The organism is Gammaproteobacteria bacterium (assembly GCA_013001575.1).
Classification (GTDB): Bacteria; Pseudomonadota; Gammaproteobacteria; order Steroidobacterales; family JABDMI01; genus JABDMI01.
Genome location: JABDMI010000029.1, coordinates 1 through 24511, shown reverse-complemented (window position 1 = coordinate 24511; position 24511 = coordinate 1). Strand labels below are relative to the sequence as shown.

Annotated in this window: 26 protein-coding genes; 9 read left to right on the top strand and 17 right to left on the bottom strand. The window is 46.6% G+C overall.

From position 1 onward, the window contains the following. Positions 1–10 precede the first annotated feature (10 nt). From pdxA to HKN88_02285, 5 genes are read left to right on the top strand one after another with little or no spacing between them, the layout of a single operon-like run. On the top strand, positions 11–1312 hold the full coding sequence (gene pdxA, locus HKN88_02305; protein NNC96884.1) for a 4-hydroxythreonine-4-phosphate dehydrogenase PdxA: 1302 nt from the start codon (positions 11–13) through the stop codon (positions 1310–1312). 32 nt (positions 1313–1344) lie between these two features. After that, on the top strand, positions 1345–2148 hold the full coding sequence (gene rsmA / locus HKN88_02300) for a 16S rRNA (adenine(1518)-N(6)/adenine(1519)-N(6))-dimethyltransferase RsmA (GenBank protein ID NNC96883.1): 804 nt from the start codon (positions 1345–1347) through the stop codon (positions 2146–2148). Then, on the top strand, positions 2145–2519 hold the full coding sequence (gene apaG, locus HKN88_02295) for a Co2+/Mg2+ efflux protein ApaG (GenBank protein NNC96882.1): 375 nt from the start codon (positions 2145–2147) through the stop codon (positions 2517–2519). Before rsmA ends, apaG begins: the two co-directional genes overlap by 4 nt. Positions 2520–2550: 31 nt before the next feature. After that, positions 2551–3342, top strand: a complete 792-nt coding sequence (locus tag HKN88_02290) for a symmetrical bis(5'-nucleosyl)-tetraphosphatase (protein ID NNC96881.1) — start codon at positions 2551–2553, stop codon at positions 3340–3342. A 5-nt stretch (positions 3343–3347) separates the two neighbouring features. Then, positions 3348–3506 carry a hypothetical protein gene (locus tag HKN88_02285; protein NNC96880.1) on the top strand — a complete coding sequence of 53 codons (159 nt, stop codon included), beginning with the start codon at positions 3348–3350 and terminating at the stop codon, positions 3504–3506. 45 nt (positions 3507–3551) lie between these two features. On the opposite strand, the gene HKN88_02280 is transcribed toward HKN88_02285, so the two are convergent. The 17 genes from HKN88_02280 to HKN88_02200 form a co-directional block, all read right to left on the bottom strand. Next, entirely contained in the window at positions 3552–4865 is a 1314-nt protein-coding gene (locus HKN88_02280; protein ID NNC96879.1) for an NADH:flavin oxidoreductase/NADH oxidase family protein, read from the bottom strand. Between the two features lie 24 nt (positions 4866–4889). Then, a complete protein-coding gene (locus HKN88_02275; protein ID NNC96878.1) occupies positions 4890–5315 on the bottom strand; it encodes a VOC family protein in 426 nt (141 codons plus the stop codon). A 29-nt stretch (positions 5316–5344) separates the two neighbouring features. Then, positions 5345–5785, bottom strand: a complete 441-nt coding sequence (locus tag HKN88_02270; protein NNC96877.1) for a glyoxalase — start codon at positions 5783–5785, stop codon at positions 5345–5347. Further along, positions 5786–6904 carry a homoserine O-acetyltransferase gene (locus HKN88_02265; GenBank protein ID NNC96876.1) on the bottom strand — a complete coding sequence of 373 codons (1119 nt, stop codon included), beginning with the start codon at positions 6902–6904 and terminating at the stop codon, positions 5786–5788. It lies immediately after the preceding gene. Between the two features lie 87 nt (positions 6905–6991). After that, complete coding sequence (locus HKN88_02260) at positions 6992–7789, bottom strand: DUF937 domain-containing protein (protein ID NNC96875.1); 798 nt, start codon at positions 7787–7789, stop codon at positions 6992–6994. A gap of 135 nt (positions 7790–7924) precedes the next feature. Further along, a complete protein-coding gene (gene der, locus HKN88_02255; protein ID NNC96874.1) occupies positions 7925–9340 on the bottom strand; it encodes a ribosome biogenesis GTPase Der in 1416 nt (471 codons plus the stop codon). 77 nt (positions 9341–9417) lie between these two features. Beyond that, the gene (gene bamB / locus HKN88_02250; GenBank protein NNC96873.1) at positions 9418–10611 is read right to left on the bottom strand and encodes an outer membrane protein assembly factor BamB; all 1194 of its coding nucleotides are present in this window, start codon (positions 10609–10611) and stop codon (positions 9418–9420) included. 17 nt (positions 10612–10628) lie between these two features. Next, positions 10629–11264: a tetratricopeptide repeat protein gene (locus HKN88_02245; protein NNC96872.1), complete on the bottom strand. Its 636-nt coding sequence runs from the start codon at positions 11262–11264 to the stop codon at positions 10629–10631. A gap of 73 nt (positions 11265–11337) precedes the next feature. Then, positions 11338–12618, bottom strand: coding sequence for a histidine--tRNA ligase (gene hisS / locus HKN88_02240; GenBank protein NNC96871.1), 1281 nt, complete (start codon positions 12616–12618; stop codon positions 11338–11340). Positions 12619–12715: 97 nt separating this feature from the next. Continuing rightward, complete coding sequence (locus HKN88_02235; GenBank protein NNC96870.1) at positions 12716–13774, bottom strand: helix-turn-helix domain-containing protein; 1059 nt, start codon at positions 13772–13774, stop codon at positions 12716–12718. 16 nt (positions 13775–13790) lie between these two features. Next, positions 13791–14648, bottom strand: coding sequence for a type IV pilus biogenesis/stability protein PilW (gene pilW / locus HKN88_02230; protein ID NNC96869.1), 858 nt, complete (start codon positions 14646–14648; stop codon positions 13791–13793). Between the two features lie 48 nt (positions 14649–14696). Further along, complete coding sequence (gene rlmN / locus HKN88_02225; protein NNC96868.1) at positions 14697–15878, bottom strand: 23S rRNA (adenine(2503)-C(2))-methyltransferase RlmN; 1182 nt, start codon at positions 15876–15878, stop codon at positions 14697–14699. A 55-nt stretch (positions 15879–15933) separates the two neighbouring features. Then, complete coding sequence (gene ndk / locus HKN88_02220) at positions 15934–16359, bottom strand: nucleoside-diphosphate kinase (protein ID NNC96867.1); 426 nt, start codon at positions 16357–16359, stop codon at positions 15934–15936. A 350-nt stretch (positions 16360–16709) separates the two neighbouring features. Continuing rightward, positions 16710–17045 carry an iron-sulfur cluster assembly accessory protein gene (locus HKN88_02215; GenBank protein ID NNC96866.1) on the bottom strand — a complete coding sequence of 112 codons (336 nt, stop codon included), beginning with the start codon at positions 17043–17045 and terminating at the stop codon, positions 16710–16712. Between the two features lie 62 nt (positions 17046–17107). Continuing rightward, entirely contained in the window at positions 17108–17464 is a 357-nt protein-coding gene (locus HKN88_02210; GenBank protein ID NNC96865.1) for a hypothetical protein, read from the bottom strand. Continuing rightward, positions 17461–18714 carry an IscS subfamily cysteine desulfurase gene (locus HKN88_02205; protein NNC96864.1) on the bottom strand — a complete coding sequence of 418 codons (1254 nt, stop codon included), beginning with the start codon at positions 18712–18714 and terminating at the stop codon, positions 17461–17463. The genes HKN88_02210 and HKN88_02205 overlap by 4 nt, the downstream gene beginning before the upstream one ends. Positions 18715–18754: 40 nt before the next feature. Next, a complete protein-coding gene (locus HKN88_02200; protein NNC96863.1) occupies positions 18755–19555 on the bottom strand; it encodes an RNA methyltransferase in 801 nt (266 codons plus the stop codon). Positions 19556–19798: 243 nt separating this feature from the next. Between HKN88_02200 and HKN88_02195 the strand changes: the two genes are divergently transcribed. From HKN88_02195 to HKN88_02180, 4 genes are all read left to right on the top strand, one after another. Next, complete coding sequence (locus HKN88_02195) at positions 19799–20632, top strand: inositol monophosphatase (GenBank protein NNC96862.1); 834 nt, start codon at positions 19799–19801, stop codon at positions 20630–20632. A 6-nt stretch (positions 20633–20638) separates the two neighbouring features. Further along, positions 20639–21502, top strand: coding sequence for a fumarylacetoacetate hydrolase family protein (locus HKN88_02190; GenBank protein ID NNC96861.1), 864 nt, complete (start codon positions 20639–20641; stop codon positions 21500–21502). A gap of 135 nt (positions 21503–21637) precedes the next feature. Continuing rightward, positions 21638–23788 (top strand): tetratricopeptide repeat protein, encoded by a 2151-nt coding sequence (locus HKN88_02185; protein NNC96860.1) that lies wholly within the window; start codon positions 21638–21640, stop codon positions 23786–23788. Between the two features lie 106 nt (positions 23789–23894). After that, a partial coding sequence (locus tag HKN88_02180) for a helix-turn-helix transcriptional regulator (protein NNC96859.1) occupies positions 23895–24511 on the top strand: 617 nt, incomplete at its 3' end.

Here is a 24511-nt window from a genome sequence, read left to right as displayed (position 1 = left end):
TTAACCAGACATGAGTCTTTTCCTGCCAAAAATTGTTGTCACCTCGGGTGAACCATCCGGCGCAGGGCCTGACGTCTGTCTGCATCTGCTCAAAGCAAAATTACCTGCTCGTATTAGCATTATCGGCGACTCTGTTGTGTTTGGTCAGCGCGCTAAACAACTTGGCCTTGAAGATGCCCTGAAACATCTGGATCTTATAAGTGTACCAACTGCACTACCAGTGGTCGCCGGTCGCCTTGATAGCAAAAACGTCCCAATGGTTCTTGAGCAACTCGACATTGCGATTCAAGGATGCGTACGTAAACAGTTTCATGCCATGGTCACGGCCCCGGTACATAAAGGGATAATCAATGAGGCTGGGTATGCCTTCAGTGGACATACAGAGTATCTGGCACAAAAAACCCTGGTCGACAAACCGGTCATGATGCTGGCTTGTGATGAAATGCGTGTCGCGCTGGCTACAACCCACTTGCCTTTGAGTAAAGTGCCCGCCGCCATCACACAAGATGCCTTGATCAATGTTCTGGAAGTTTTGTATAACGACCTCAAGCTACATTTTGGAATTCAATCTCCAAGAATAGCTGTGTGCGGATTGAACCCGCATGCTGGCGAACAGGGGCACCTGGGTCGTGAGGATATTGATACTATTGAACCAACATTGAACCTGGCCCGAAACTCCGGAATGGATCTGATTGGTCCATTACCTGCTGACACGGTTTTTACTCCTAAAATATTGCATGATGTTGATGCAATTCTTTGCATGTATCACGACCAGGGCTTACCGGTATTAAAATATGCCAGTTTTGGCAAAGGGGTGAATATTACCCTTGGTTTACCAATTATCCGAACTTCTGTGGATCACGGCACTGCATTGGATCTGGCGGGCACTGGCCGCGTTTCACCCGACAGCATGATTGCAGCTGTTGAAACCGCTATTGAAATGGCAACAGTGGCATACCAACGTAAAAAACGTAAAAAACAGAATTCACTTGCGGCAAGTCAGGAAATTGCACAACTTCATCAACCTGCTCAAACTTCATTTGCACAAGCGCATAAAGCCGAAAATCAGGAACTTCGCAACAAAGGCGCAGTCCCGGAAAGTGCCGAATTAAGTGATGACGATATTCACGAAATGTTTAATATTCTTGAAGAGGACCATTCTCTGCAACGTAAGCAGATACTTCCGGCCGAAGAAATTCCAGAAGAAGAACTGGTTATTGAAAAAGCACTTGAAAAAGAAATTGATCTTGAATCCACGATTACATCCAGTATTGAAAAAACCATTCGAAGTATGAATGATATTATTAAATAATACTGATAAAAAACTGAATGCCTGACGCACATATGTCTCACCCGGTACGTAAACGTTTTGGTCAGCATTTTTTACACGATGCGCATGTAATACAACGCATAGCAGAAGCCATTGACCTGAAACACAATGACCATGTCATTGAAATTGGCCCGGGATTAGGCGCATTGACCCTTCCCCTGCTTGAACGCTACCCGTATCAACAATACCTGGCTTTGGAAATAGACCGCGACGCCATAAAAAGCTTGTCCAATGCCACACAAAAACATACCGATTTCTTCATACAAGAAGCTGATGCCTTACGCACCGATTTTGCTGCATTGCTTCCTGAGGCCGAGAATATCAGGCTAATTGGCAATCTCCCGTACAACATTTCTACCCCTCTAATTTTTCATTTGATAAATTTCAAGCATCGTATTATTGATATGCATTTTATGTTGCAAAAAGAGGTGGTTGATCGCATGGTTGCTATGCCAGGGAGTAAAACCTATGGCCGACTCTCGGTTATGGTTCAGGCTCACTGGAATGCGGAGAAGCTTTTTGAGGTAGGCCCGGGTGCCTTTAAGCCACCGCCTAAAGTTGACTCGGCAATTATCTGCTTGACCCCAAAATCAATCTCGCATGCAAATGAATACCACATCAAAGATCCGGCAATATTTGCTGATGTTGTGCGTCAGGCTTTCAGCCAAAGACGCAAAACCATTCGAAATAGCCTTAAATCGTTTCTAAGCCCCGAAAATTTTGATCAACTGGGCCTGGACCCTCAATTACGCGCTGAAAGATTGTCTGTTCTGGATTTCATTAGCATAAGTAATTATTTGAGTTCTAAAAACCAATGAGTCAGGACAGCATTAATGTGAGCGTTCAAACTGAATACATCGAGGCTCAGTCCGATGCACTCAATGGCGTGTTCACTTTTGCCTATCATGTTGAGATCAGCAACAATTCCAGTGAAACCGTACAATTAATAACGCGTAAATGGATCATTACCGACGCCAATGGCATTACCAAAGAAGTAAGCGGAGAAGGAGTTGTTGGATTGCAACCTGTTTTGCAACCGGGACAAGTGCATCGTTATACAAGTGGAGCGGTATTGAAAACCCCAATAGGCTGTATGTATGGACATTATGGTATGCGCACTATGCAAGGAGATACTTTTAATGCCAATATTCCGGTTTTTAGTCTTGCAGTTCCAGGCCTGGTCAATTAAATTTGATAAATAATAAAACACAGGGATTCTAATGGCTATTTATGCGGTTGGCGATGTTCAGGGTTGCTATCAAGACCTGAGAAACAAACTGGATGAGGTTGAGTTTGACCCGAAAAAGGATACACTTTGGCTAAGTGGAGATCTGGTAGCCCGTGGTCCCAAATCATTAAAAACTTTGCGTTATCTGTTTTCCATTCGTGACTCCATCGTCACGGTGCTTGGCAACCACGACCTTCACCTCTTGGCACTTGCGTATCACAAGCCTTTACAAGCAAATTACAGCATTGGCAAAGACCTGAAACCTATTTTCAAGGCCAAAGACAAGATCGATCTGCTGGAATGGTTGAGCCATCAACCTCTGGTGCATTACGAACTGGAACTGAATACCCTCTTGGCACATGCCGGTATCTACCCTCTCTGGAGCATGGGAAAAACCTTGAAACTGGCGCGTGAAGTGGAAGAGGTACTGGTAGATGAAAAACAGCGAAGTAAATTTTTCAAAAACATGCATGGCAACCAGCCAAGTCTTTGGTCAAAAAACCTGATTGGCTACGAACGCCTGAGATTCATTACAAACGCTTTTACCCGGATGCGCTATGTAACCAAACGCTGTCGACTTAACCTGCAGAATAAAAGTCAGTTAAAACAAAAACCCAAAACCCTTATCCCCTGGTTTAAATACCCCGGTCGAAAACTTAAAAAAACCCCGATTGTATTTGGCCATTGGGCAGCGCTTGGTTACTATAAACGTAAAAATATACTGTGCCTGGATAGCGGCTGCGTGTGGGGCAATGAACTGACTCTGGTCACCATCAAAGAATAAGCGCTGTGAAAGCAAACCAGATTCTCGGTGAGATAAAGGCGCTTGCTAACCCTGAAATTGCAAAACATTCGCAAGGCTTTTTCAAAACCGGTGATGGTCAGTATGGCGAAGGTGATATTTTCCTGGGCATCAGGGTGCCGGTTTTACGCAAAGTTACGCAATAGAAAAATTTCCACCGACGCGGCGTAAAAATTTTTAGCCGGTGCGATCTAGGACCCGGATTTCTTCCTTTGCTTCCACTTTCTCTGCAGTCCGATTCTGTACTCGCGATTAAAATGTGAGAAAAAAGAATTCAACAAACCCAACTGGGGGTTGATTGGCTTATTCTTTGCCAATTTCAGAATTTGGTGATAATACCAGGCCACATCACCAAAAATATTCACCATGCGAAAAACTTTGGATTTGCTGGCCGGACCAAAAGCACCAGACCATAGCTTGGGCTCATATTGTTGAGCTTTCTCTTCGGTACCGTCAATGAGTTTTTGCGAAATTGCCGGGTCCACACAAAGTGGCCGTGCGATCCCAACAACATCCAGTTCATGATTGGCCAGTGTTTCAAGCATGGTATTACGCGAACGGAATCCACCGGTGACAAGTAATGGAATATTTATTGATGATTGTATAGTCTGGGCATATTCAAGAAAATAGGCTTCACGTTTACGCGTACTTTCACGTGTGTTTTCGTCGACTTCCGGATTCTCTATATCCGAAACTTCACCGGTGTGTCCAAGCAATTTGATCTGTTCATAAGTTCCACCAGAAATCTCCAACAGGTCGATTCTTTCATCACTCAGCCATTTAGCCACCTGGGCACTCTCTTCCAGGGTGAAACCGCCTTTTTGGAAATCGGCCGAATTGAGTTTAACAGACAGCGGATAATCCATACCCAATGTTTCACGACACTTGCGTACGATCTTTAACAGAAAATAGGCTCGATTTTCCAGATTGCCGCCCCACTCGTCAGTACGGCGATTGGTAACTGGGGACAGGAATTGACTGATCAAATACCCGTGCGCTCCATGAATTTGGATGCCGGTAAATCCGGCCTCTTTTAGGATGACGGCTGTATTCACATAACGGTCTATCGCCTCTTCAATGTCTTCGACAGTCATGGGATTCGGTTTGGCAAATGAACCTAGCATTTTTAATTGCACATCCGACGGAGACAATGGACGCATGGATGAGATTCGGGCACACTGACGACCCGGATGTGAAACTTGTGCCCAAAACTGATTGCCGTTAACTGTAGCTGCTTCAACCCAGGATTGTAATTGGGCAAATCCGGAATGGTTTTCGACAACCACATTGCCGGGGCGTTCCAAATAGCGCTTGTCGACCATAATATTGCCCGATATCAACAAGCCAGTACCGCCTTCAGACCAGCTGCGGTAAAGATTCTGGTGACCATGGGTTGCGTGGTCATAGGCGTCTGCGAGCCCTTCGGTCATAGCCGACTTACACAGTCGGTTAGGCAAAACAACGCCACACGGTAATTTAAGCTCGGATGCAAGTGTGACTGTCATGTTCTGGTCTCGTAGTATGGGTTGCTAAGTCGCAAATAATTGCTTGCTTATATTTTTAAAGGCTTTGAATTCCAAGGCGTTGCCTGATGGATCACAAAAAAACATCGTGGCTTGTTCTCCCGGCTCACCCGGGAAACGAATATAAGGTTCGATAATAAACGCTACTTTCCCTTTTAATGACTCGGCAAGCGTGCGCCAGACAGGCATTTCCAGTACCACGCCACAATGCGGTATAGGAACCCCATGCCCATCCACCGGATTGATGTGCTGTTTGACCTTGCCTTGTTTGCCCAGCTCCGGATCGAGGTGGCATGTCAGCTGATGCCCGAAAAAATCCAGATCGACCCAGTCAATATCACTACGACCCATAGAACACCCCAATGTTTGTGTATAAAAATCACGTGCTTCATTAATGTCGCGAACAGTCAGGGCAAGATGAAATGGAGTCATATTATTGAATCAATAAATAATGCAATTTTTTATTCTGTGGCAAATAAATGTTTTTCTATGTCACTTAATGTTTTAAATTCCAAAGCATTACCACTTGGATCGTAAAACAACATACTCGCTTGTTCTCCCGGTTCACCCTCAAGGCGTACAGCGGGAGACAGTATAAACTCGACTTTGTCGGTTAGCTCAACGGATAATGCCAGCCATTTTTCCATCTCCAGCACCACCCCGTAATGTGGAACCGGGATCACACCATGCCCATGCTTTGGAAATACGTGGTGTTGAATGCGACCCTGTGAACCAAGCTCCGTATCCAAATGACAAACCAGTTGATGACCATATAAATTCAGGTCGACCCAGTCACTACTGCTGCGCCCGACTTCACAATGCAAAACATTCGTATAAAAATCTCGCGCTTCATCGATGTCTCTGACCGGAATGGCTAAATGAAACGGCGTTATAGTCTTCATTCAGGCACACCCGCTGTCAAGAAAATCACAGATCACCGGTCTGAATCGATCCATGTCCACTAGAAATGAATCATGGCCCTGGATCGAGTCCAGCTGCACAAATTCCACATTGTCACAGACCGCTCCCAGAGCCTCTGCAAGCTCTTGCTGCTGATGCAAAGGAAATAAAAAATCAGAGCTAACGCCGATCACCAGGGATCTCTCTATGTCGATCTCTTTTAAAGCCGCAGCAATCGATCCGCCATGTTCGGCAACATCGAACAGATCCAGGGCACGCGACAGATACAGATAGCAATTGGCGTCGAACTGGCCGGTAAATTTTTTGGCATGCGCCTCAAGATACGATTCCACATCAAACTCAATGCCAAATGCTCCACCACCACGTTCGCTGGCCCGCTCTCGTCCAAACCGTTGGCGCCATTCGGTCGCAGAACGATAGGTGATCATGCCCAGTTTACGCGCCATTTGCATACCCGCAACGGGTTGCTCGTCATCGGCGTATTGACCTTCATTCCAGACAGCATCATTACGAATCAATTCGCGCTGCAAGGAACGTAATGCGATAGCAAACGGTTCGGCGCGTAAAGCCGAGGAAATACTTATGAATGCCCGGGTTTTTTTGGGATGCTGGATCAGATAGGCCAAGGCCGACATCCCTCCCATGGAAGCACCAACCACGGCAGCCAGTTTTTCTATCCCGAATGACTTAACGACTTCATCGGTGCTGGCAGCAATATCTTCGAGGGTTAAAACCGGGAAATCCAGGGCATAGCGCATCCCGGTGTCAGGATGCAAAGACGCCGGCCCGGTACTGCCGTAACAACTACCCAGGGAATTGACACAAATAATGAAATATTTATCCGAGTCCAGTGGACAATTTGAGCCCAACATGTCTTCCCACCAACCCGGACTCTGGTCTTCTGGAGAAGATGAGGCATGCGCGGACGGAGATAAACCTGTGAACAATAATATCGCATTATCCTTACCCGGATTCAGTTCTCCCCAAGTCTCATAAGCAAGTTGATACTCGGGAATTTGACCGCCCTTGCGAAACTTGAAGGGTGTTTTTAATTGTAGATATTTAGTGGCTGGCATTGCTTGGCTATTTGAAAATTTCATGCATTATAAACTAAAGCGGCATCACAACTGGGCATGAAAAAACCCGGAACAGGTCCGGGTTTAGAATTGATCACAACGAGTAAAAAGCTAAAGCATTTTTTTCGCCATATTGAATATATCATCCATGGTCTTGCCATCACCATCCAGGTCCAGCATTTTACCCAACACCGAACGGGTTTGTTGCTGAACTTGAGGCGGTAGTTCTTGTGCCGATTTACCACCAAGTATGCCGCCCAAAATGCCACCAAGATCCGGCATTTTGGGTTGTGGTGGAGGTGGCGGGGCTTTTTTGCGGCCAAATATACTGCCTAACAATCCACCTAAACCGCCACGTTTGGGGGGCGGTGCCGCTTGTGGGGCTTGTCCACCCAGAACCTGGCCAAGAATATTGCCTAGTCCGCCATCATTGCCACCGGACTGCTGACTGGCTTTGGTCAAGGCCTCGATCAAACTTCCCGAGTCGCGAGAATTCACTCGCTTACTCATACCACCCATACTTGCGCCGGCCACTTGCGGCAGAATTTTTTTAAGGATCTCGTAATCGATCCCGGTTGCCTGTGAGGCCTGACGTGCTACTTCGCGGCTGCGGTCCTTGCTGCCTAGAATATGGCCTAAAATGCTATTGCCGTCATCAATCGCTTGCGGGGTGGTAATGGCGCGCGGATCCTCTATGTACTTTTGATGCTTGCCTTTATTGAGAGCGTCCAGCAAGTTGCCCAAACCGCCCTCTTTCTGGATATTCTGATTCATACCTTTAGTCAAGCTCGGTAACAAATTTCGGATTGCATCAAAGGCCTGATTCGGTTCAAGTCCGTGTTGATTGCCGATCTGTTTAACCAGATCGCCGTTTTGCGATTTGAGTATCATTTCCAAGAGGCTGGCCATGCTGTATCTCCTTTATTCCAGACAGTCTGTGTACAAATATTGGTCACACAGTATACTCCCTAAAAAGCCGCAAAGCAGTAAGGCAAGTGTTAAAAATAACGAACTTTAGCCGTTTGGAAGCTGGTTTTGAAAAGCTTATTTTTTCTTTTTGACGTGTCTACGCAAACGTTCACGTTTTTTGATCTGTCGGTCAGTGAGTTTATTCTTGCGTCCGGCAAACGGGTTTTTCGAGGACTTGAGCTCCAGTCGTAATGGCGTGCCTTGTAAGGAAAATGCCTTGCGAAAGGTATTGATCAAATAGCGTCGATAGTCACCCGGCAATTTAGCGGTCTGATTCCCGTGAATCACCAGGATAGGCGGATTACGACCACCTTGATGCACGTAGCGTAGTCTTATGCGCCGGCCACGTACCAAGGGCGGTTGATGTTGTACCACGGCCTGTTCAAGAACCCGCGTCAATTCGGCTGTGGTCAGGGTTTTCATCGCGGCTTGATAGGCATTTTGGATGGATTCGAATAGATCACCTACCCCGGTACCGTGCAAGGCAGAAATAAAATGCAGGTCGGCGAATTTCATAAATTCGATTTTGAGATCGATCTGCCGTTGAATGGTTTGACGCTGATCGGCACTTAAATGATCCCACTTGTTCACCGCAACCACCATGGCACGACCACGGTGTACTGCCAGGCCCATCAAACTGGCATCTTGATCGGTAATGGCTTCACTGGCATCAAGTACCGCGATCACCACGTTGGCCTGATCAATGGCCTGAAGCGTTTTAATGATCGAGAATTTTTCAATACCCTCTTCCACTCTTGATTTACGCCGCACCCCGGCGGTATCGATCATGATGTAGTCTTGTTGTTCCCGGGTAAAAGGTACGGCAATACTGTCACGCGTGGTACCCGGCATGTCATAGGCGACCAGGCGCTCCTCACCCAACATGCGGTTGATCAAGGTCGATTTGCCCACATTGGGTCTGCCAATTACTGCCACTTTTATGGGTTTTTGAGCATCACTTTGCTCATCCGGTTCAACATCTTGTGCAACTGCGCTTGGCGGTATCAATTCTTCCAGCAAATACTCCATCATCGGCCCAATACGATGACCATGCGCCGCGGATACCGGAACCAGATGTTCAAATCCCAGTTGATGAAAATCCATGCTGGCGCGATCCGAGTCCAGACCTTCAGTCTTATTGATCACGGCCATGACCGGCTTACCCAAACGCCGCAACTGTCGTGCGATCGTTTCGTCGGCAGCAGTCAAACCGTCTTTGGCGTCGAGCAAGAAGATCACGTAATCGGCTTCGGCAATGGCAAACTGCACCTGTTTTTCCATCAAGGTATCCAGTTTTTCCGGATCACCACTGAGACCACCGGTATCCACCACGATGTATTCACGCGGCCCAACTTTGCCGTAGCCATATTGGCGGTCCCGGGTAAGTCCGGGAAAGTCCGCCACCAAGGCATCACGGGTGCGCGTCAGGTAATTGAATAAAGTGGACTTGCCAACATTGGGTCGACCGACCAAGGCAATAACCGGGAGCAAGTTGTCGTCTGTTTTCGTGTGCATTGTCATTCCACCAGACGTTCCCGAATGATTATTCAGGAGTGTTGGACTAGCGCTTACTGAGTTACCTGAAAAGCAACCAGCTTGCCATCATCGGCAAATACATAGACCCGGTTATCCTGGGTAAGAGGCGGCATGCGTATAGCCGCCTTGCTGATCTTTTGTCGTGCAATGGTACTGCCGTCTTGTGGCGACAAAAAATGCACAAAACCAGCCAGGTCACCCAGCACAAGTGCCTTTGCTGTTACACCTGGTGCACTGAGTTGACGATATTTATATTCTTGGCTTTTCCATTGCTGCGAGCCAACTTCCTGATCATAAGCAAGGACGTTTCCATCAACATCACTCAAATAAACATTTTTAAAATCTACATTGACCCCGGTATTGCTGGAATGATCATGCGCCCAAATAATGTTTCCGGTTCGTGCGTCAATTTTTGCCAGTCTGGAGTTATAGCCAACCACGAAAAGATTGGCATCATTCAAGGCCAACTTGCCATCGATATCAATTATGCGATCCAACTCTGTGCTGCCCCTTGGCAAGCCGATTAGACGCTCCCAAACAACCGCACCGTCTAAAGCTCGAAAAGAAGAAACCTTACCGCCGTCACTTGCGGTAATAACCACGCCACTTGTTACTATTGGTGAGGAGTACCCTCGTAAACTTAGACGCGGAACTTCTTGTACGTCTTTCCATAGCTCATTGCCATTATTAGAATTAAAAACACTGAGTGTGCCATTCGCCGAACGCACAGCAACTTCACTAGTACCAACAGCTGGCGCTGCTAAAATCTCACCTTTTACCTTGGTACGCCAAAGCTCTGCGCCATCCGTTGCATCCAAAGCAATCACATCACCATTATTACTGCCAACCACAACTCGTCCGGATCCTGCCCCGGGTCCGGCAGCAAGAGCAACGCGTGTTGGCGTAGACCATAGTTGTTTACCAGTGATCGCGTTCAGGGCTGTAACTACGCCGTTGTTACTGGCGACATAGACAATTTCATTGCTGATCGCCGGAGTTAAGCCATAACCAAGACCTTGTGCATAATCTCCTACGCTGGTACTCCAGATCTGTTTAACACCGAGTGACGGGGTAATATCTTTCAGCTCGGCTGGCACCCGGGTTTCTTCAGAGCTTTGATTAAAAATGTTCAAAACACTACAGGCTGAAAGCATGATAGCCATTAGCATTAGACTGAGCAAACGTGTAGCGCGAGACAATGTATTGTATTTTTCTGAGTAATGCATATTACTTCCTGGTGTTTTTATTTTTTACCGAGATCAGACAATTTCATTTGCAAGAGGTTCGGGTCACCGATTGGAGTTTCCAACATCGCAGTTTGAGCCTTTTCATACGCAAACCGCGCATCATTTATATTGCCTTGGGCGCGAAAAATGTCGCCACGTAGCTCTTCGACCAGTGGTATGTAAGATTCGCTTTTAACTTTTGCGATAGTGGTAAGCGCAGCATCAAAATTCTGTTGGGCCAAATAGACCTTGGCTAAACGAAAATTCGCAAGCTCTGTGAGCTCGGCATCTTTGCTGGTGCTGATCGCTTGCTCCAAAGCCGTTGCTGCGTCAGCCAAATTTCCAGACTCCAATGCGACTTTGGCCATGAGCATCTGGGCGTGGGGATAATACGCCGTACTTTTGTATTTATCAGTCAGAGTCGACAAGTGATTCTTTGCCGTATCACTCTCGCCTTCATTAACCGCCGTGACCATATCTTCGAAAACAATGGAAGCCGCACCCGCTTGTTTATCGAGATAAGCCGTCCAGCCACGCCATGCGAATATAGCAACAAGTCCAAGCCCAACCCCGGTAACAATAAATTTACCGTTCTCATTCCACCAATCTACTATTTGCTGTTTTTGTTCAGCATCACTCAAATATTCGCTCATGATTATCCTGTTTGCACCTAAAGAATTGTTCTGTTAATTTTTCTATTGTAATTACTGCTGGTTAGAATCCTGTTCAGCTTTGCGATTCAAGTCGTTTGCACAATTCGCTAATAATGTCATTAAAAGCAAGCGATTCTTGTTCACTGCGAACCCTCAAATTTTTAAGGCTTATGCAATTTTTGGCCAATTCATCTTGGCCCAGTATCAATGCAAATTGCGCACCGCTTTTATCTGCCTGCTTTAATTGCGACTTAAACCCTGCATGACCGCAGTAAACCTCTAATTTTACCCCATTTAACCCGTCACGTATCTTTTCGGCCAATTGAAAACCAGCCCTTTTGACTTCTGCAGCAGCATCCAAAACCAGGTACAGCTCGGGATGTGTATCTGGAATCTGAATATTTGCTTGTTTTAAAAGCAACACAACCCTTTCAATGCCCATGGCCCAGCCAACCGCTTTGCAAGGTTTTCCACCTAATTGCTCAACCAGGCCGTCGTATCGCCCGCCTGAACATATGGCATTCTGAGCACCTAACTGATCAGTGATCCATTCAAAAACCGTGAGTGAATAATAGTCCAGTCCACGCACCAGTCTGGGGTTGACCCGATAAGTGATCCCGGCATCATCAAGCAAATTTTGCAAACCCAGGAAGTGGTCTTGCTCTTCCTGGTTTAGAAACGCGGATAACACAGGTGCATTTTTAACCAGTTCCTGCGTCTGGGGAATTTTGCTGTCCAAAATGCGCATCGGATTTCGCTCCAGGCGTCTTAAACTATCTTCATCCAGCAAGTCCCGATGAGAGGTAAAATACCCAACCAGCGCTGTACGGTATTGCACACGGGTTTCCGAGCTTCCAATTGAATTTATTTCAAGCATTGGGGATAAACCGAGCTTTTTCCAAAGTCTGGCTGTGAGCATGATCAGTTCAGCGTCCACTTCGGGTCCGGCAAAACCAAACGCTTCTGCACCTATCTGGTGAAATTGACGATAACGCCCTTCTTGCGGCTTCTCATGCCGAAACATTGGTCCCATGTACCACAACTTCTGTGTTTGGTTATACAGCAAGCCGTTGCTAATACCGGCACGCACACAGCCTGCCGTACCTTCCGGCCGCAGGGAATATTTTTTGTGATCGTCGCCACCGAATGAATACATTTCTTTTTCAACAATATCGGTCACTTCACCAATAGAACGCTTAAACAACTCGGTGTGCTCGACTACCGGGAATCTAATTTCACGGTATGCATAGGATGAAAGTATTTCGCGCACTGTGTTTTCCAGAAACTGCCAGTGGGGTGTCTCGTTTGGCAGAATATCGTTCATACCACGTAGTGATTGGATTATTTTAGACACTGAAATCTCTCATTTCGCTTTGTGCGTGAATGGGTAAAATCGAAAACGATCAGAAATATTTGTAACAAATCAAGCCAAATTCAGGACACCGACAGACTTATTGGCCGGGCTCTAATACAAAGCGCGCAGTACGGCCTGCTCTGGCATTGGCAGGTATATCATAAAAACTGCCATTCAGTAAAATACGCGTACCTTGCGCATTGCCCAAAAATATTTCTGTTGGACCATTTATATTGATATCGCGTACAGTGCCTTGATTTGCCATGCCATAGATCAAGCGCTGTCCATTTTCAGCAATAACTTCAATCCAGGAACTTTCCAAAAAATTAAACTGCAGTACATTATTGCTGGCATTATTATTTGATGCCACATTTAGAAGACTTTTGGGTTCATTGTTCTGAGCGATGGAATCTAGCGGTTCTTGATTAACTTGTTGCGGGACATCTTCTTGTGCAGGTAGATCTGTTTCCTCGTTATTCAGTGCTACGGCTAAATTAGTCGATTGCTCTGACATGGCATTCGACAAATCTTGCGCTTGTGCTGTTATCTCATCTGATGCTTGCGGCAAAGCGAGCCTCAGAGACTTCTCATTGTTTGCTGAACTGCTAGAGGTCTGATCTTCTGACAGGGATGAATCTGATTGAATAGCTGCAGAATTAACCGGAACCGGGATTACAGAATCATTGCCCGAATTTTCCTGTGCGTCCTTTAACCATAACTGTACCAATATAACAGCTGCATACACCAGAGCTGCAACGGTTAGCAAGGCCAGAAAGCGCATAAACCATTTACTAAATTTTGCATGAGATTTTCGGTTTTTGGTGCTACTCAGGTTCTGTTTAATTACCGGTGTGGTTTCTTTGGGTTGGGCAACCTGATAATAGGCAAACAAAACATCGTCCGGATTTAATCCGAGATGCTGGGCGTAATGTTTAAGGTGGCCTTTGGCAAAGACCTGGGCGCCAAAACGGTTAAATTCATCGGCTTCAATCGCGGTTAACATCCAGGTGTCGAGATTCAATTCGCGGGCAATATCCTTTAATTCCAGACCCAGGGCATCACGTTTATTGCGTAGCATGCTGCCCGGCGATAAAACGTTTCGCACCGATTGTTCGCCTGAGTTGATATCTTTATCCAGATTTTCTGCTTCAGTCATAATTCAGAACCGGTCTTTAGCGATCAAGCAACTGCTTGGCTTGTTTTGAAGACGGATATTTTTGTTGTAATTGCACAGAGTAATAACCGGCCTTATCGTAATTCCTGGCCGCACGCTCAATACGGAAACCCAACCACAAATAATCGGCAGACTGGCTGCTTTCCGGTGTGTATTTAGTCAAGCTTTTCAAAAACTCGCGTGCCGCATCAGGCTTGCCTTGTTCCAGACTAAGGTCAGCCAAATGGTAATAAGCCGGAGTGTATTTCGGATTCACCCCGATCGCTTTACGAAAATATTTATTTGCCGCAACCAGGTCAGGAATTTTTCGCGCACATACTCCGGCATTGGCATAGGCCGCGTCCGGTGTTTGATAGAGACGGTTTTCAGCCGCTTTTTCAAAATACACCAAAGACTCGCGAACATCATTCTGGCGACATAAAAAAGTGCCGTAATTATTCAATGCCACCGGGTCACTTGGATCAAGTTTTATCGCGCGTGCGTAGTGAATTTTAGCCTTGGGCAGATCACCTATTTGTTCATGCGCGAAGCCAAGATAAGCATGTGCCAGGGCGAGATTAGGTTGCTGGGTAACCGCTTTGTTAAGTTTGTTTATCGCCTGTTCGAGGTCATTTTGTTTTAGATATTGTGCACCCAGGGTCATGTTAAAGCGTGCTGCTTCTTCCAAAGAAACTTTTGATTCAGTGTTACGCTTGCTCTGTTGTGGCAATTTATTTGTATTTGCGGTAGTTGCTGGTTGCCCGGTGTTAATTGAGACACATGCGCTGGTAAAAATTAGCGGGAACAAACCAAGTACTAACATCAGGCGAATTGAACACTTGCGTGTTGAACGATTGAACATTACTGAATTTCGCATAGATTATTTACCTGTTACTGTGTATCCGAGTCTAAGTATAGCGATTTTTCAGGCCTCAGATGTATTACTAAAGCGTTTATTTCCCATTCGTTTTTTAACCCGGTTGGCTACTTTTCCGGCCAATTGGCCACAAGCCGCGTCAATGTCATCGCCCCGGGTACGCCGGGTGGTTGCAATAACACCTTTTGATGCCAAAATTTTCCGGAAGCGTTCGATCCGGTTTCCACTCGAGCGTTGGTACTCCGTTCCCGGGAACGGGTTAAACGGAATTAGATTGACTTTAGCCGCGTAAGTTTTGTTTTTCAGTAAATCGGCTAATGCATGTGCCTGTTCAGGATGATCATTCACTTCTTGCAACATCACGTATTCAAACGTCACATTTCGCCCTTTGGTTTTTTGCAAATAATCCCAACAGGCCGGCAGTAATTCTTCAATCGGATGTTTGCGATTGATAGGAACCAGTTCATTACGTAGATCATTGCTTGGAGCGTGCAAGGAAACTGCCAGGGCAACATCTACTTCTGCCGCGAGTTTATTCAATTGCGGGACTAATCCGGAAGTACTCAGGGTGACACGACGACGCGACAGATCAAAGCCAATATCATCCCGCAAGATCTGCATGGCCGGTACCACTTCACGATAATTGGCCAATGGCTCTCCCATCCCCATAAAAACAACATTGGTGATAATGCGTTCCGGGGTGGTCGAATTCAATAGATCGATACCACGTTCAAGTGCCAGTTCGCGTTGCGCCAGCCATACTTGACCGACAATTTCGGCTGCACTCAGATTGCGGTTAAACCCTTGTTGCGCCGTAGAACAAAACGAACAATCCAGCGCACAACCCACTTGTGAGGATACACACAGGGTACCGCGTGCACCATCGGGAATAAATACCGTCTCGATCCCCTGACTTGAATCCATGCGCAGTAACCATTTACGCGTGCCATCCGCAGAGTGTTGCGTGGTCATAATCTCGGGCACCGTCAAATTGGCTTCCGCAAGGAGTTTCTCACGAAGTTTTTTAGACAGGTCGGTCATTTGTGAAAAATCTGCCGCACCTTTTTTGTAGATCCATTTCATGATCTGACGGGCACGAAATGGTTTCTCACCCAGACCTGCAAAAAACTTTTCCAGTCCCGTACGCGTCATGCCCAACAAATTCTGTTGCGACTTGTTCTCAGTAATCGGTGGATTACTTTCAACCTGGATTGGAATATCTATACTCATAAGACTTGGTGTGAATAGACCTGGAAGAGTTCAGTTTGGCTTTACAGTACTTGAATTAACGTGGGCACAATTCTGTAACCGGGAAAAAGTACGCGGTTTCGATTGCAGCATTTTCCAGACTGTCCGAACCGTGTACGGCGTTGGCATCAATGCTTTCGGCAAAATCGGCCCGAATGGTACCGGCATCGGCTTCTTGCGGATTAGTGGCACCCATGAGTTCGCGATTTTTTGCGACCGCATTCTTACCTTCCAGGACCTGAACCATAACGGGACCCGAGGTCATGAACGCCACCAGATCATTGAAAAACGGACGCTCTTTATGCACCGCATAAAAACCTTCCGCTTCAGATTTGCTCAAATGCTTCATTTTGGCCGCAACGATCTTAAGACCGGCGTTCTCAAAACGGGAATAGATCTGGCCAATTACGTTTTTGGCTACGGCATCGGGTTTGATAATAGAAATAGTGCGTTCAACAGACATGGGGGCTCCAATCTTGGGTATTAATTAAATAAAATGGCTAGCTCGGTCGAGTAATTTCGATCAAATAATGAGCAAATAAAGGGCGATATTTTACCCTGAAATGAGGTCGCACATTGAAGAACTTGGATCTGGCTGCTGCTCACACCAATCTCTACGTATATCGAGTGTGAATATCTCAGCCCTATCCTTATTAGTAGGGAAAGTGAATTATCCACTCACCCGGGCATTTGCCATCGAACCGAATTTTCCATCCGTGACAGTAAACCCGTGACACCAGTTATATTGGGTCACTCTTATTCTCTTAAAAAATGAGGATTACGTGAATAATCGCAACAAGGATTATTTCTGAGTTAAATACTGAAACTCTCGCCACAGCCGCATTCGCCGGTGACCTTGGGATTGCGGAATTGAAAAGCTTCGTTCAAACCCTGTTTGACGAAATCGATCTGGGTGCCAGCGAGAAACGGCAGGCTTTCGGCGTCAACAATGATCTTGATACCCTGATCTTCGAACACCGTGTCATTAGCCGCAATGTCTTGCGCCATATTAATGACATAGGCGTAACCGTTACAGCCGGTCTTTTTAACCCCGAAACGTAAGCCGAGGCTGTTCTTTTCTTGCTGGATAAAGCCTGCTACCCGCTCTGCGGCGGCCTGCGTGAGGGTGATCTTTTGTGCTTGGTTCATGGCTCTATTCTAACATTTTAGAGAGGTATGTATTTGTGAACGAGTGTGCATTTTGAAACAAATTATTGGGGCTGTAGGGCATTCCAGGCATCTTCCAGACTCAGCAATATGTGCAAATAAGGATATGGCATATCCAGCAACTCGCGTAAATTTTCCAGATCAAGTTTTTGTCCGATTTCTATGGATTTTGCGGAAACTTCGCGCGCCAGATATTCGGCGGCTGCAATCGCATACGGATTGCCATACACTTTGTAGTAGAGTCGGTGATTAGGCTGGTCGAAGATCAACTTGAACCATACACCCTGCTCACGTGCCCCGGCCGAACTCTGCTCGGTACGCGATAGCTCCACCTGCTCGTCAAATAAATGACGCGGATTGCTGAAGGCCTCGGAGACAAATGTATTATATTGCATACTCATGCGGCAAATGCCCGTATACGTCTGACCTGGGTTTGTATGACCTCGATGGCGCGCTCGATATCTGCGTCGGTGGTAAAGCGCCCGATACTGAAACGGATCGAACTTTGTGCAGATTGGTCATCACGACCCAGGGCACGTAACACATAGGATGGTTCCGCACTGGCCGAAGTACACGCCGAACCACTGGACACGGCCAATTCACACAAGGCGTACAACAAACTTTCACCTTCGATTCCATCAAAACTGACGTTCAAAATACCTGGCAATTGTTGCAGCTTGCCTTGCTCATCAAAACAGTTTTCAAAACCGTTGATCGTGATCCCGCCCAGCACTTTGATGCCGTGCAAAAGTTTTTGTCGTAATTTCAAAATATGCTGATTATCGTTTTCCAACTCTTGCCTGGCCAAGGCAAAGGCCTCGCCCATACCAACGATCTGGTGGGTTGCTAAAGTGCCTGAACGCAATCCGGCCTCATGCCCTCCACCGTGGATGAGGGGCTCAACTTGCACGCGCTGGGCGGCCCTGACATATAAAGCCCCTATGCCTTTCGGGCCGTATATTTTGTGTGCCGAGAAAGACAACAGGTCGACCGGGATCTTTTCTACATCCAGTACAATTTTCCCGGCACTTTGAGCGGCATCCACGTGGAATACGATCCCGCGCGTCTGACAGATCTCGGCAATTGCCTCAATATCCTGAATTACACCAATCTCGTTATTCACATGCATGATAGAAACCAGCACAGTATCTTCACGCAAAGCTTCGCGGAACTGTTGCAGGCACACACGACCATTGCATTCAGGCTTCAAATAGGTAACCGCATACCCTTCCGACTCGAGGTATTTGCAAGTATCCAATACGGCCTTGTGCTCGGTTCGGCAAGTCACAATGTGTTTACGCTTAATGGCTTGTTTATTATTATGATCAATTTCGGTGTGGTAATAGGCAACACCTTTTAAGGCCAGATTGTCCGACTCGGTTGCGCCGGACGTCCAGATTATGTCTTCGGCTTGTGCATTGATTAAACTGGCAACCTGACGTCTGGCCATTTCAATCTTGCCACGTGCCTGTCGGCCCAAATGATGACTGCTGGAGGCAGGATTCGCAAAACAACCATCAAGCGTCAGACAATGCATCATTTTTTCTGCCACGCGCGGATCAACCGGAGTTGTTGCCGCGTAATCCAGATAAATGGTTTTATTGTGACGACAATCGTCGGAAGTCGATGATTTTTTTGGCGATGAGCTCATGCAAAGGTATTAGTGTGATCTTTAGTTATCTGGCTGCTTATTATTCTGATTCAGTCGTGTTTTGACTCAGTTGTGTTTCCAGTTTATTTATCTTGTTCTCAATCGAAGTCAATATCCCTTGGACAATATTAACCTCTTTGTGTTCCAGTTCAGCACGGTAGATCATTCGTTTGATCTTGCGCACCATGTATTGCGGGTCTTGCTGAAACAGGAAGTCCACTTTATCCAGGAGCTTTTCCAAACGCGTGAATAAAAAGTTCAACTCACCGGCAGTCGCCGGCACGTCGTCCGGATGCATTGTATCGGTTTCAGGAGATTGCAACACTCTGCTCTTCACTGAATTCAAAAACTGCATACGCAGGGTATAGGCGTACACCTGCACGGCCATGGCCAAATTCAATGAGCTGTATTCCGGATTTGCGTTTATGTGGGTCAAATATTGGCAATGATCCAGTTCATCATTGCTCAGGCCACTCCGCTCACGCCCAAAAACCAGCGCAACTGGTTGATTTTCCGAGTATTCCAGCAATTTCTCAGCCGCTTCCACCGGATCCAGTTGAGGCCATCTGGACGCGCGTAAACGAGCACTCGCCCCAATCACCACACCACAGTCCGAGATTGCCGAGGCCAGGTCCGTATGCCGTTGCGCCCCTGACAATACATCCAGAGCGCCCGAAGCCAAGGCATGGGCATCACCATTGCGCGCCGAAAATTTACAGGGATTAACCACATGCAGGTCGGATAATCCCATGGTTTTCATGGCTCGCGCACTGGACCCTATGTTTCCGGAGTGAGTTGTGCCCACCAGAACGATGCGTACATTTTCAAGTGCTTGTGTAATCGCGTTATCAGTCAATTTGATCTGCTGCCTGGGATAGAAATACGGGTATAATTTTTAGTTAAACAAAGCGCATAAAAGCCGGATTAGTCAGGACTTTTTTGGTATTCTACTCGCCGCCCGACAACAAGTCAGCCGCAAGTGGAGATTAAACCCGATACTTCGGCTGAAAATAGCATCAGGCGTGTTCTTTTACAGTCTTTCCACTTACCCATGATCGCCCAGATTATGAACCCGGAGTAGCGCATGAGTACCAGCCTGAATATTGGCACCTTGAATGTAGCAGTACAGGCCGCCCGCAAAGCTGGCCAAGTGATCTACCGCTTCAGTAAAAAACTCGACCGCCTCAAAATATCAGACAAAGGCATTAATGAATTTGTTAGTGAGGCCGATCTGCAAGCCGAGAATGCCATTATCGAGATCATTCAACAGCATTTTCCCGATCATGCGATCCTGGCTGAAGAAAGTGGTGAAACACAAAAACCGGCAAGTGCCGATGGAAAATCCTATCGCTGGATCATCGACCCGCTGGATGGCACAACAAATTTTTTACACAACATTCCTCAATACGCTGTATCCATCGCACTCGAGGTGGATGGAAAACTTCAAGACGGGGTTATCTACAATCCGGTCAACGAAGAACTATTCACCGCTTCCCGAGGGCAAGGCGCGTTTTTGAATGACCGGCGCATTCGGGTCAGCCAAAACAAACAACTGGCTTTGTCTTTAATAGGTACCGGTTTCCCGTTTCATGCCAATCGCATTCAAATGGACACTTATGTAGAAATGTTCAAAGCCGTTATGGCAAAAACCTCGGGTATTCGCAGACCCGGAGCTGCGGCTTTGGATCTGGCGTATGTCGCTTGTGGCCGATTTGAAGGATTTTTTGAGATCGGTTTGAAGCCCTGGGATATTGCGGCTGGTGCTTTACTGATCCAGGAAGCGGGTGGCATGGTTACCGACTTGTCTGGCCGTGACACATACATGCAAAGCGGAAACATCCTAGCGGGTGGCATCAAAATTCACGCGCAACTGGAACGTCTGCTATCGCCCTACGCGCTTGGATTAAAAAAGAGTTAATTCAGCATGCGTTTGGCCACACTTGTCCATCAAACTCGCCAAACGGCAGCTCGCGTGGTGGACGATCACGCTTATTTGGCAACTGGTGATGCTTACCGGTCTGTGCTTGATATTATTGATGCGGGCCCTGTAGGTTTGGATGCATTCTCCGATCTCGACCGGCTAATCCAGGTTGAACTTAAAGAATGCAAGTTACTTGCGCCTATTCCGCGTCCGCGTTCCAACATTATGTGTCTGGGGCTGAATTACCTCGAACACGTGAATGAAAATTCTCGCATTATGGGACGCAAGGTGAATGCCCCGGAACACCCGATCGTTTTCACCAAAGCGCCTGGCAGTGTGAATTCACCCCAGGGAGATATCGTACTGGATACCAATGTCACTCGAAAACTGGATTGGGAAGTGGAACTGGCGGTGGTCATAGGTAAAGGCGGTAAAGGCATTCTTGCCAGTAACGCCATGCAGCACGTTTTTGGCTACACCGTTTTGAACGATGTCACCGCGCGTGACTTGCAACGTCAGCACAAACAGTTCTTTATTGGTAAAAGCCTGGATGGTGCTTGTCCAATGGGTCCTTTGATCGTTACCGCTGATGAGATCGGTGATCCACATGAACTGGACATTTGCAGTCGGGTCAATGATCAGATTCAACAAACAGCCAATACCCGCCAAATGATGTTTAAAGTTCCAGAGATCATCGAAATTTTATCTCGCACTCGTACTCTGGAAGCCGGTGACATCATCGCCACAGGCACCCCCAGTGGTGTGGGGGTTGCGCAAGACCCACCAAGATTTTTACAAGCCGGTGATATTCTGGAAAGCGAAATATCGGGTATTGGTTGTTTACGCAATCAGATTATTGCCGAATAATACATCCTCGATTGATTCACACTTAAGGCGAGTAATAAAACACTTTCCCTGCAAATGCTCTACTGATAATATGATTAGTCATACAAATTTGAAACTGCGCAAATTTTTACAATAATAATCCATTGAGTAGGCTGCTTGAATCACGCTGTTTACAACCCGCAACGCAAGATTGCAACCATCATGGCTGCCGACATTGTGTCGTACAGCAGCTTGATGCGTGACAATGAAGAAAACACCCTCAAAGAACTCAAGCTACGCCGCGCTATTTTCGAACATCTGGTGAGCGAATTTGGAGGTCGTAGTTTTGGCACGGTTGGCGACAGTTTCATGGCCGAATTTCCCAGTGTTTTGAATGCCGTGCATTGCGCAGTAAATTTGCAAGAAACCATGCGCCGGTTAAATACTGATCTCCCTGCTAACAAGCACATGCATATCCGGGTAGGCCTGAACCTTGGTGATGTGATCCAGCAAGGCGCCGACCTGTATGGCGATGGCGTAAACATTGCGGCTCGTCTTGAACCTCTGGCTGATCCAGGCGGGATCTGCATTGCCGGAAATGTCTATGAACAAGTACATCGTAAACTGAATTTGCATTACCACTTTTTAGGTTCGCAGTCTGTCAAAAATATCGATATGCCGATCACCGCTTTTAAAGTTCAAGGTACAGATTCTGTTAATAGTTCCAGTTGGTCCGACTGGTTACGTACACTTCGCATCAATCACGGCTTTCGTTATCAATCCTTACTAGTGATCGTCATGCTGTTGGCCATCCTGTTTTTTGCTCAAGAGTTTATAAACGACAAAGCAGTCCTTATTGCCACTAGCGCTACTGCAATAACCGGCGCCTTGATCTATATTTATTCCCGCTTTAAAAAGATTCGTACGCCTGCATCCAATTTATCCACGCTGGATGTGATCAATTCCGAATTGATTGAAGAAACCATCAAAATCGTGCAAACCCGGCTGGCCTACAATGGCTCGGAGCATGATATTGAAGCGAAGAATCAACGCAGTATTCCAGCAGTTGCCGTATTACGTTTTGCGGATCTTAGCCCCGAACACGATCAAGCTTATTTTTCCGATGGTCTGACTGAAGAACTGATCAATGTATTATCAAAAACCAATATGTTGAATGTCAGTTCACGTACATCATCGTTTGCTTTTAATCCGCAAGAGTATGACGCCAAATCTTTTGCCAAAAAACTGAATGTGGATTATTTTGTTGAAGGCAGTGTACGTAAAGTTCTCAACCGTGTGCGCATCAGTACACAACTGATCGAAATAAAAACCAATACAACCCTGTGGTCCGAAACTTACGATCGCGTGATCAAGGATATATTCGAAATTCAGGACGACATCGCCGGCAAGATCGCGGATGCCTTGCACATTAAGCTCAATCCCGAGATTGACAAAGAGTCCTTGACGGATAACTCCAGGGCCTATGATTTCTATTTACGCGGTCGGGCATTTTTCGGCTACAAAGGTATTGAAAATATCCGTTACGCCATTCAGATGTACACCATGGCGGCAAAGATCGACCCCAATTTTATACGCGCCTGGACAGACCTTGCCGAGACTTATGCGATCCAGGCCATTTTCTATGACGGTGGGGAATTATCCAAGCAAAAGGCCAAAGAGATCGCGGGTAAAGTGTTGCTCCTCGCGCCTGACCGGGCAGAAACCTACGTTGCTTTAGGCATGGCACATCTGGCCAAAGAAGAATACGCTTTGGCAGCCGGACGCTTTGAAAAAGCCATTGCAATCAATCCAAGCCTATACGAGGCCTATCATAATTACGCGCGCACCCATTACCATCAAGGCAATCTCAAAGAAGCCATTCGCTACTTTGAAAAAGCTGCCGAAGTCGAACCCGGTGATTATGAAAGCTACTCCCTGGCAGCACCCTTATACACTGCTCTCGACGATCAGTCGGCTGCACTGGAAACCTATCAAAAGGCCTATGCGCGTGTCGCAGCCCACATCAAAGATTACCCGGAAAATCAACGTGCCTACCAGTTAGGCGCCATCTGTTTATTAAAGCTTGGTGAACACGCAAAAGCCAATCAATGGGCGGAGCAAGCCGTAAATTTGGCACCCAATGACCCCGCCACGCGGTACAACACAGCCTGTTTTTATTCACTGGCGGGTGACCTGGACAAGGCCTTCAAGTATTTAAAAGACTCCATCTCGTCGCGCAGCTGGATCGAGAACGACCCCGAATTGGACGTCTTACGTGAAGACCCACGCTATACCGAAATAATAGACAGTCTGGATGCAAACCCTTAGTTTTCACAAATTTTCTTTAACGCATTTTTTCAATACCCTTACTCAAACTTCATGCTATATTTCAATATCTGGTATTAATTATTAATACCAATGAAGGAGTTTAGAGATGGGACAAACCACTGCACTGGTACAAACCCTGAAGCGCTGCCTGAAAGAACAAGGCATCACTTACGCGCAATTGTGCAAACCGCTCGATCTCAGTGAAGCGAGCGTGAAACGCCTGTTTGCCGAGGAAAGTTTTTCCATAAAACGTCTGGATAAGATTTGTGGTTACCTGGGAATGACGCTGGGTGATCTGATCACCAAAATGGAGCTACAACAAGAATATTTGAGTGAATTAACCGAAGCACAGGAACATGCCTTGGTAAAAGATGAGCGTCTGATATTGGTGATGCAACTGGTATTCAGTGACTGGACTTATAAGGACATCCTGCGAATTTTCACCCTGAGTGAACCCGAACTGATCCAATATCTGGTACAACTCGACAAACTTGGCTTGATTGAACTACTCCCCAAAAACCGCATTAAGCTTTTAACCGCACACAATTTCACATGGCGCAAACACGGCCCCGTACAATCGTTTTTTCGCCAGAATCTGCAAAGCGACTATTTCGATTCCAACTTTGACCAGGACGGCTCTAACTTAACCATGCTAACCGGCATGCTCAGCGCTGATGCCAGAGCCGAGTTTGATAAAAAGCTAAATGAATTTGCCAAAGAATT

Coding starts and splice junctions, on each gene's coding strand:
- pdxA (NNC96884.1), top strand. CDS start 11: ATGAGTCTTTTCCTGCCAAAAATTGTTGTCACCTCGGGTGAACCATCC.
- rsmA (NNC96883.1), top strand. CDS start 1,345: ATGTCTCACCCGGTACGTAAACGTTTTGGTCAGCATTTTTTACACGAT.
- apaG (NNC96882.1), top strand. CDS start 2,145: ATGAGTCAGGACAGCATTAATGTGAGCGTTCAAACTGAATACATCGAG.
- HKN88_02290 (NNC96881.1), top strand. CDS start 2,551: ATGGCTATTTATGCGGTTGGCGATGTTCAGGGTTGCTATCAAGACCTG.
- HKN88_02280 (NNC96879.1), bottom strand. CDS start 4,865: ATGACAGTCACACTTGCATCCGAGCTTAAATTACCGTGTGGCGTTGTT.
- HKN88_02275 (NNC96878.1), bottom strand. CDS start 5,315: ATGACTCCATTTCATCTTGCCCTGACTGTTCGCGACATTAATGAAGCA.
- HKN88_02270 (NNC96877.1), bottom strand. CDS start 5,785: ATGAAGACTATAACGCCGTTTCATTTAGCCATTCCGGTCAGAGACATC.
- HKN88_02265 (NNC96876.1), bottom strand. CDS start 6,904: ATGAAATTTTCAAATAGCCAAGCAATGCCAGCCACTAAATATCTACAA.
- HKN88_02260 (NNC96875.1), bottom strand. CDS start 7,789: ATGGCCAGCCTCTTGGAAATGATACTCAAATCGCAAAACGGCGATCTG.
- bamB (NNC96873.1), bottom strand. CDS start 10,611: ATGCATTACTCAGAAAAATACAATACATTGTCTCGCGCTACACGTTTG.
- HKN88_02245 (NNC96872.1), bottom strand. CDS start 11,264: ATGAGCGAATATTTGAGTGATGCTGAACAAAAACAGCAAATAGTAGAT.
- HKN88_02235 (NNC96870.1), bottom strand. CDS start 13,774: ATGACTGAAGCAGAAAATCTGGATAAAGATATCAACTCAGGCGAACAA.
- pilW (NNC96869.1), bottom strand. CDS start 14,648: ATGCGAAATTCAGTAATGTTCAATCGTTCAACACGCAAGTGTTCAATT.
- rlmN (NNC96868.1), bottom strand. CDS start 15,878: ATGAGTATAGATATTCCAATCCAGGTTGAAAGTAATCCACCGATTACT.
- ndk (NNC96867.1), bottom strand. CDS start 16,359: ATGTCTGTTGAACGCACTATTTCTATTATCAAACCCGATGCCGTAGCC.
- HKN88_02215 (NNC96866.1), bottom strand. CDS start 17,045: ATGAACCAAGCACAAAAGATCACCCTCACGCAGGCCGCCGCAGAGCGG.
- HKN88_02210 (NNC96865.1), bottom strand. CDS start 17,464: ATGAGTATGCAATATAATACATTTGTCTCCGAGGCCTTCAGCAATCCG.
- HKN88_02205 (NNC96864.1), bottom strand. CDS start 18,714: ATGAGCTCATCGCCAAAAAAATCATCGACTTCCGACGATTGTCGTCAC.
- HKN88_02195 (NNC96862.1), top strand. CDS start 19,799: ATGAGTACCAGCCTGAATATTGGCACCTTGAATGTAGCAGTACAGGCC.
- HKN88_02190 (NNC96861.1), top strand. CDS start 20,639: ATGCGTTTGGCCACACTTGTCCATCAAACTCGCCAAACGGCAGCTCGC.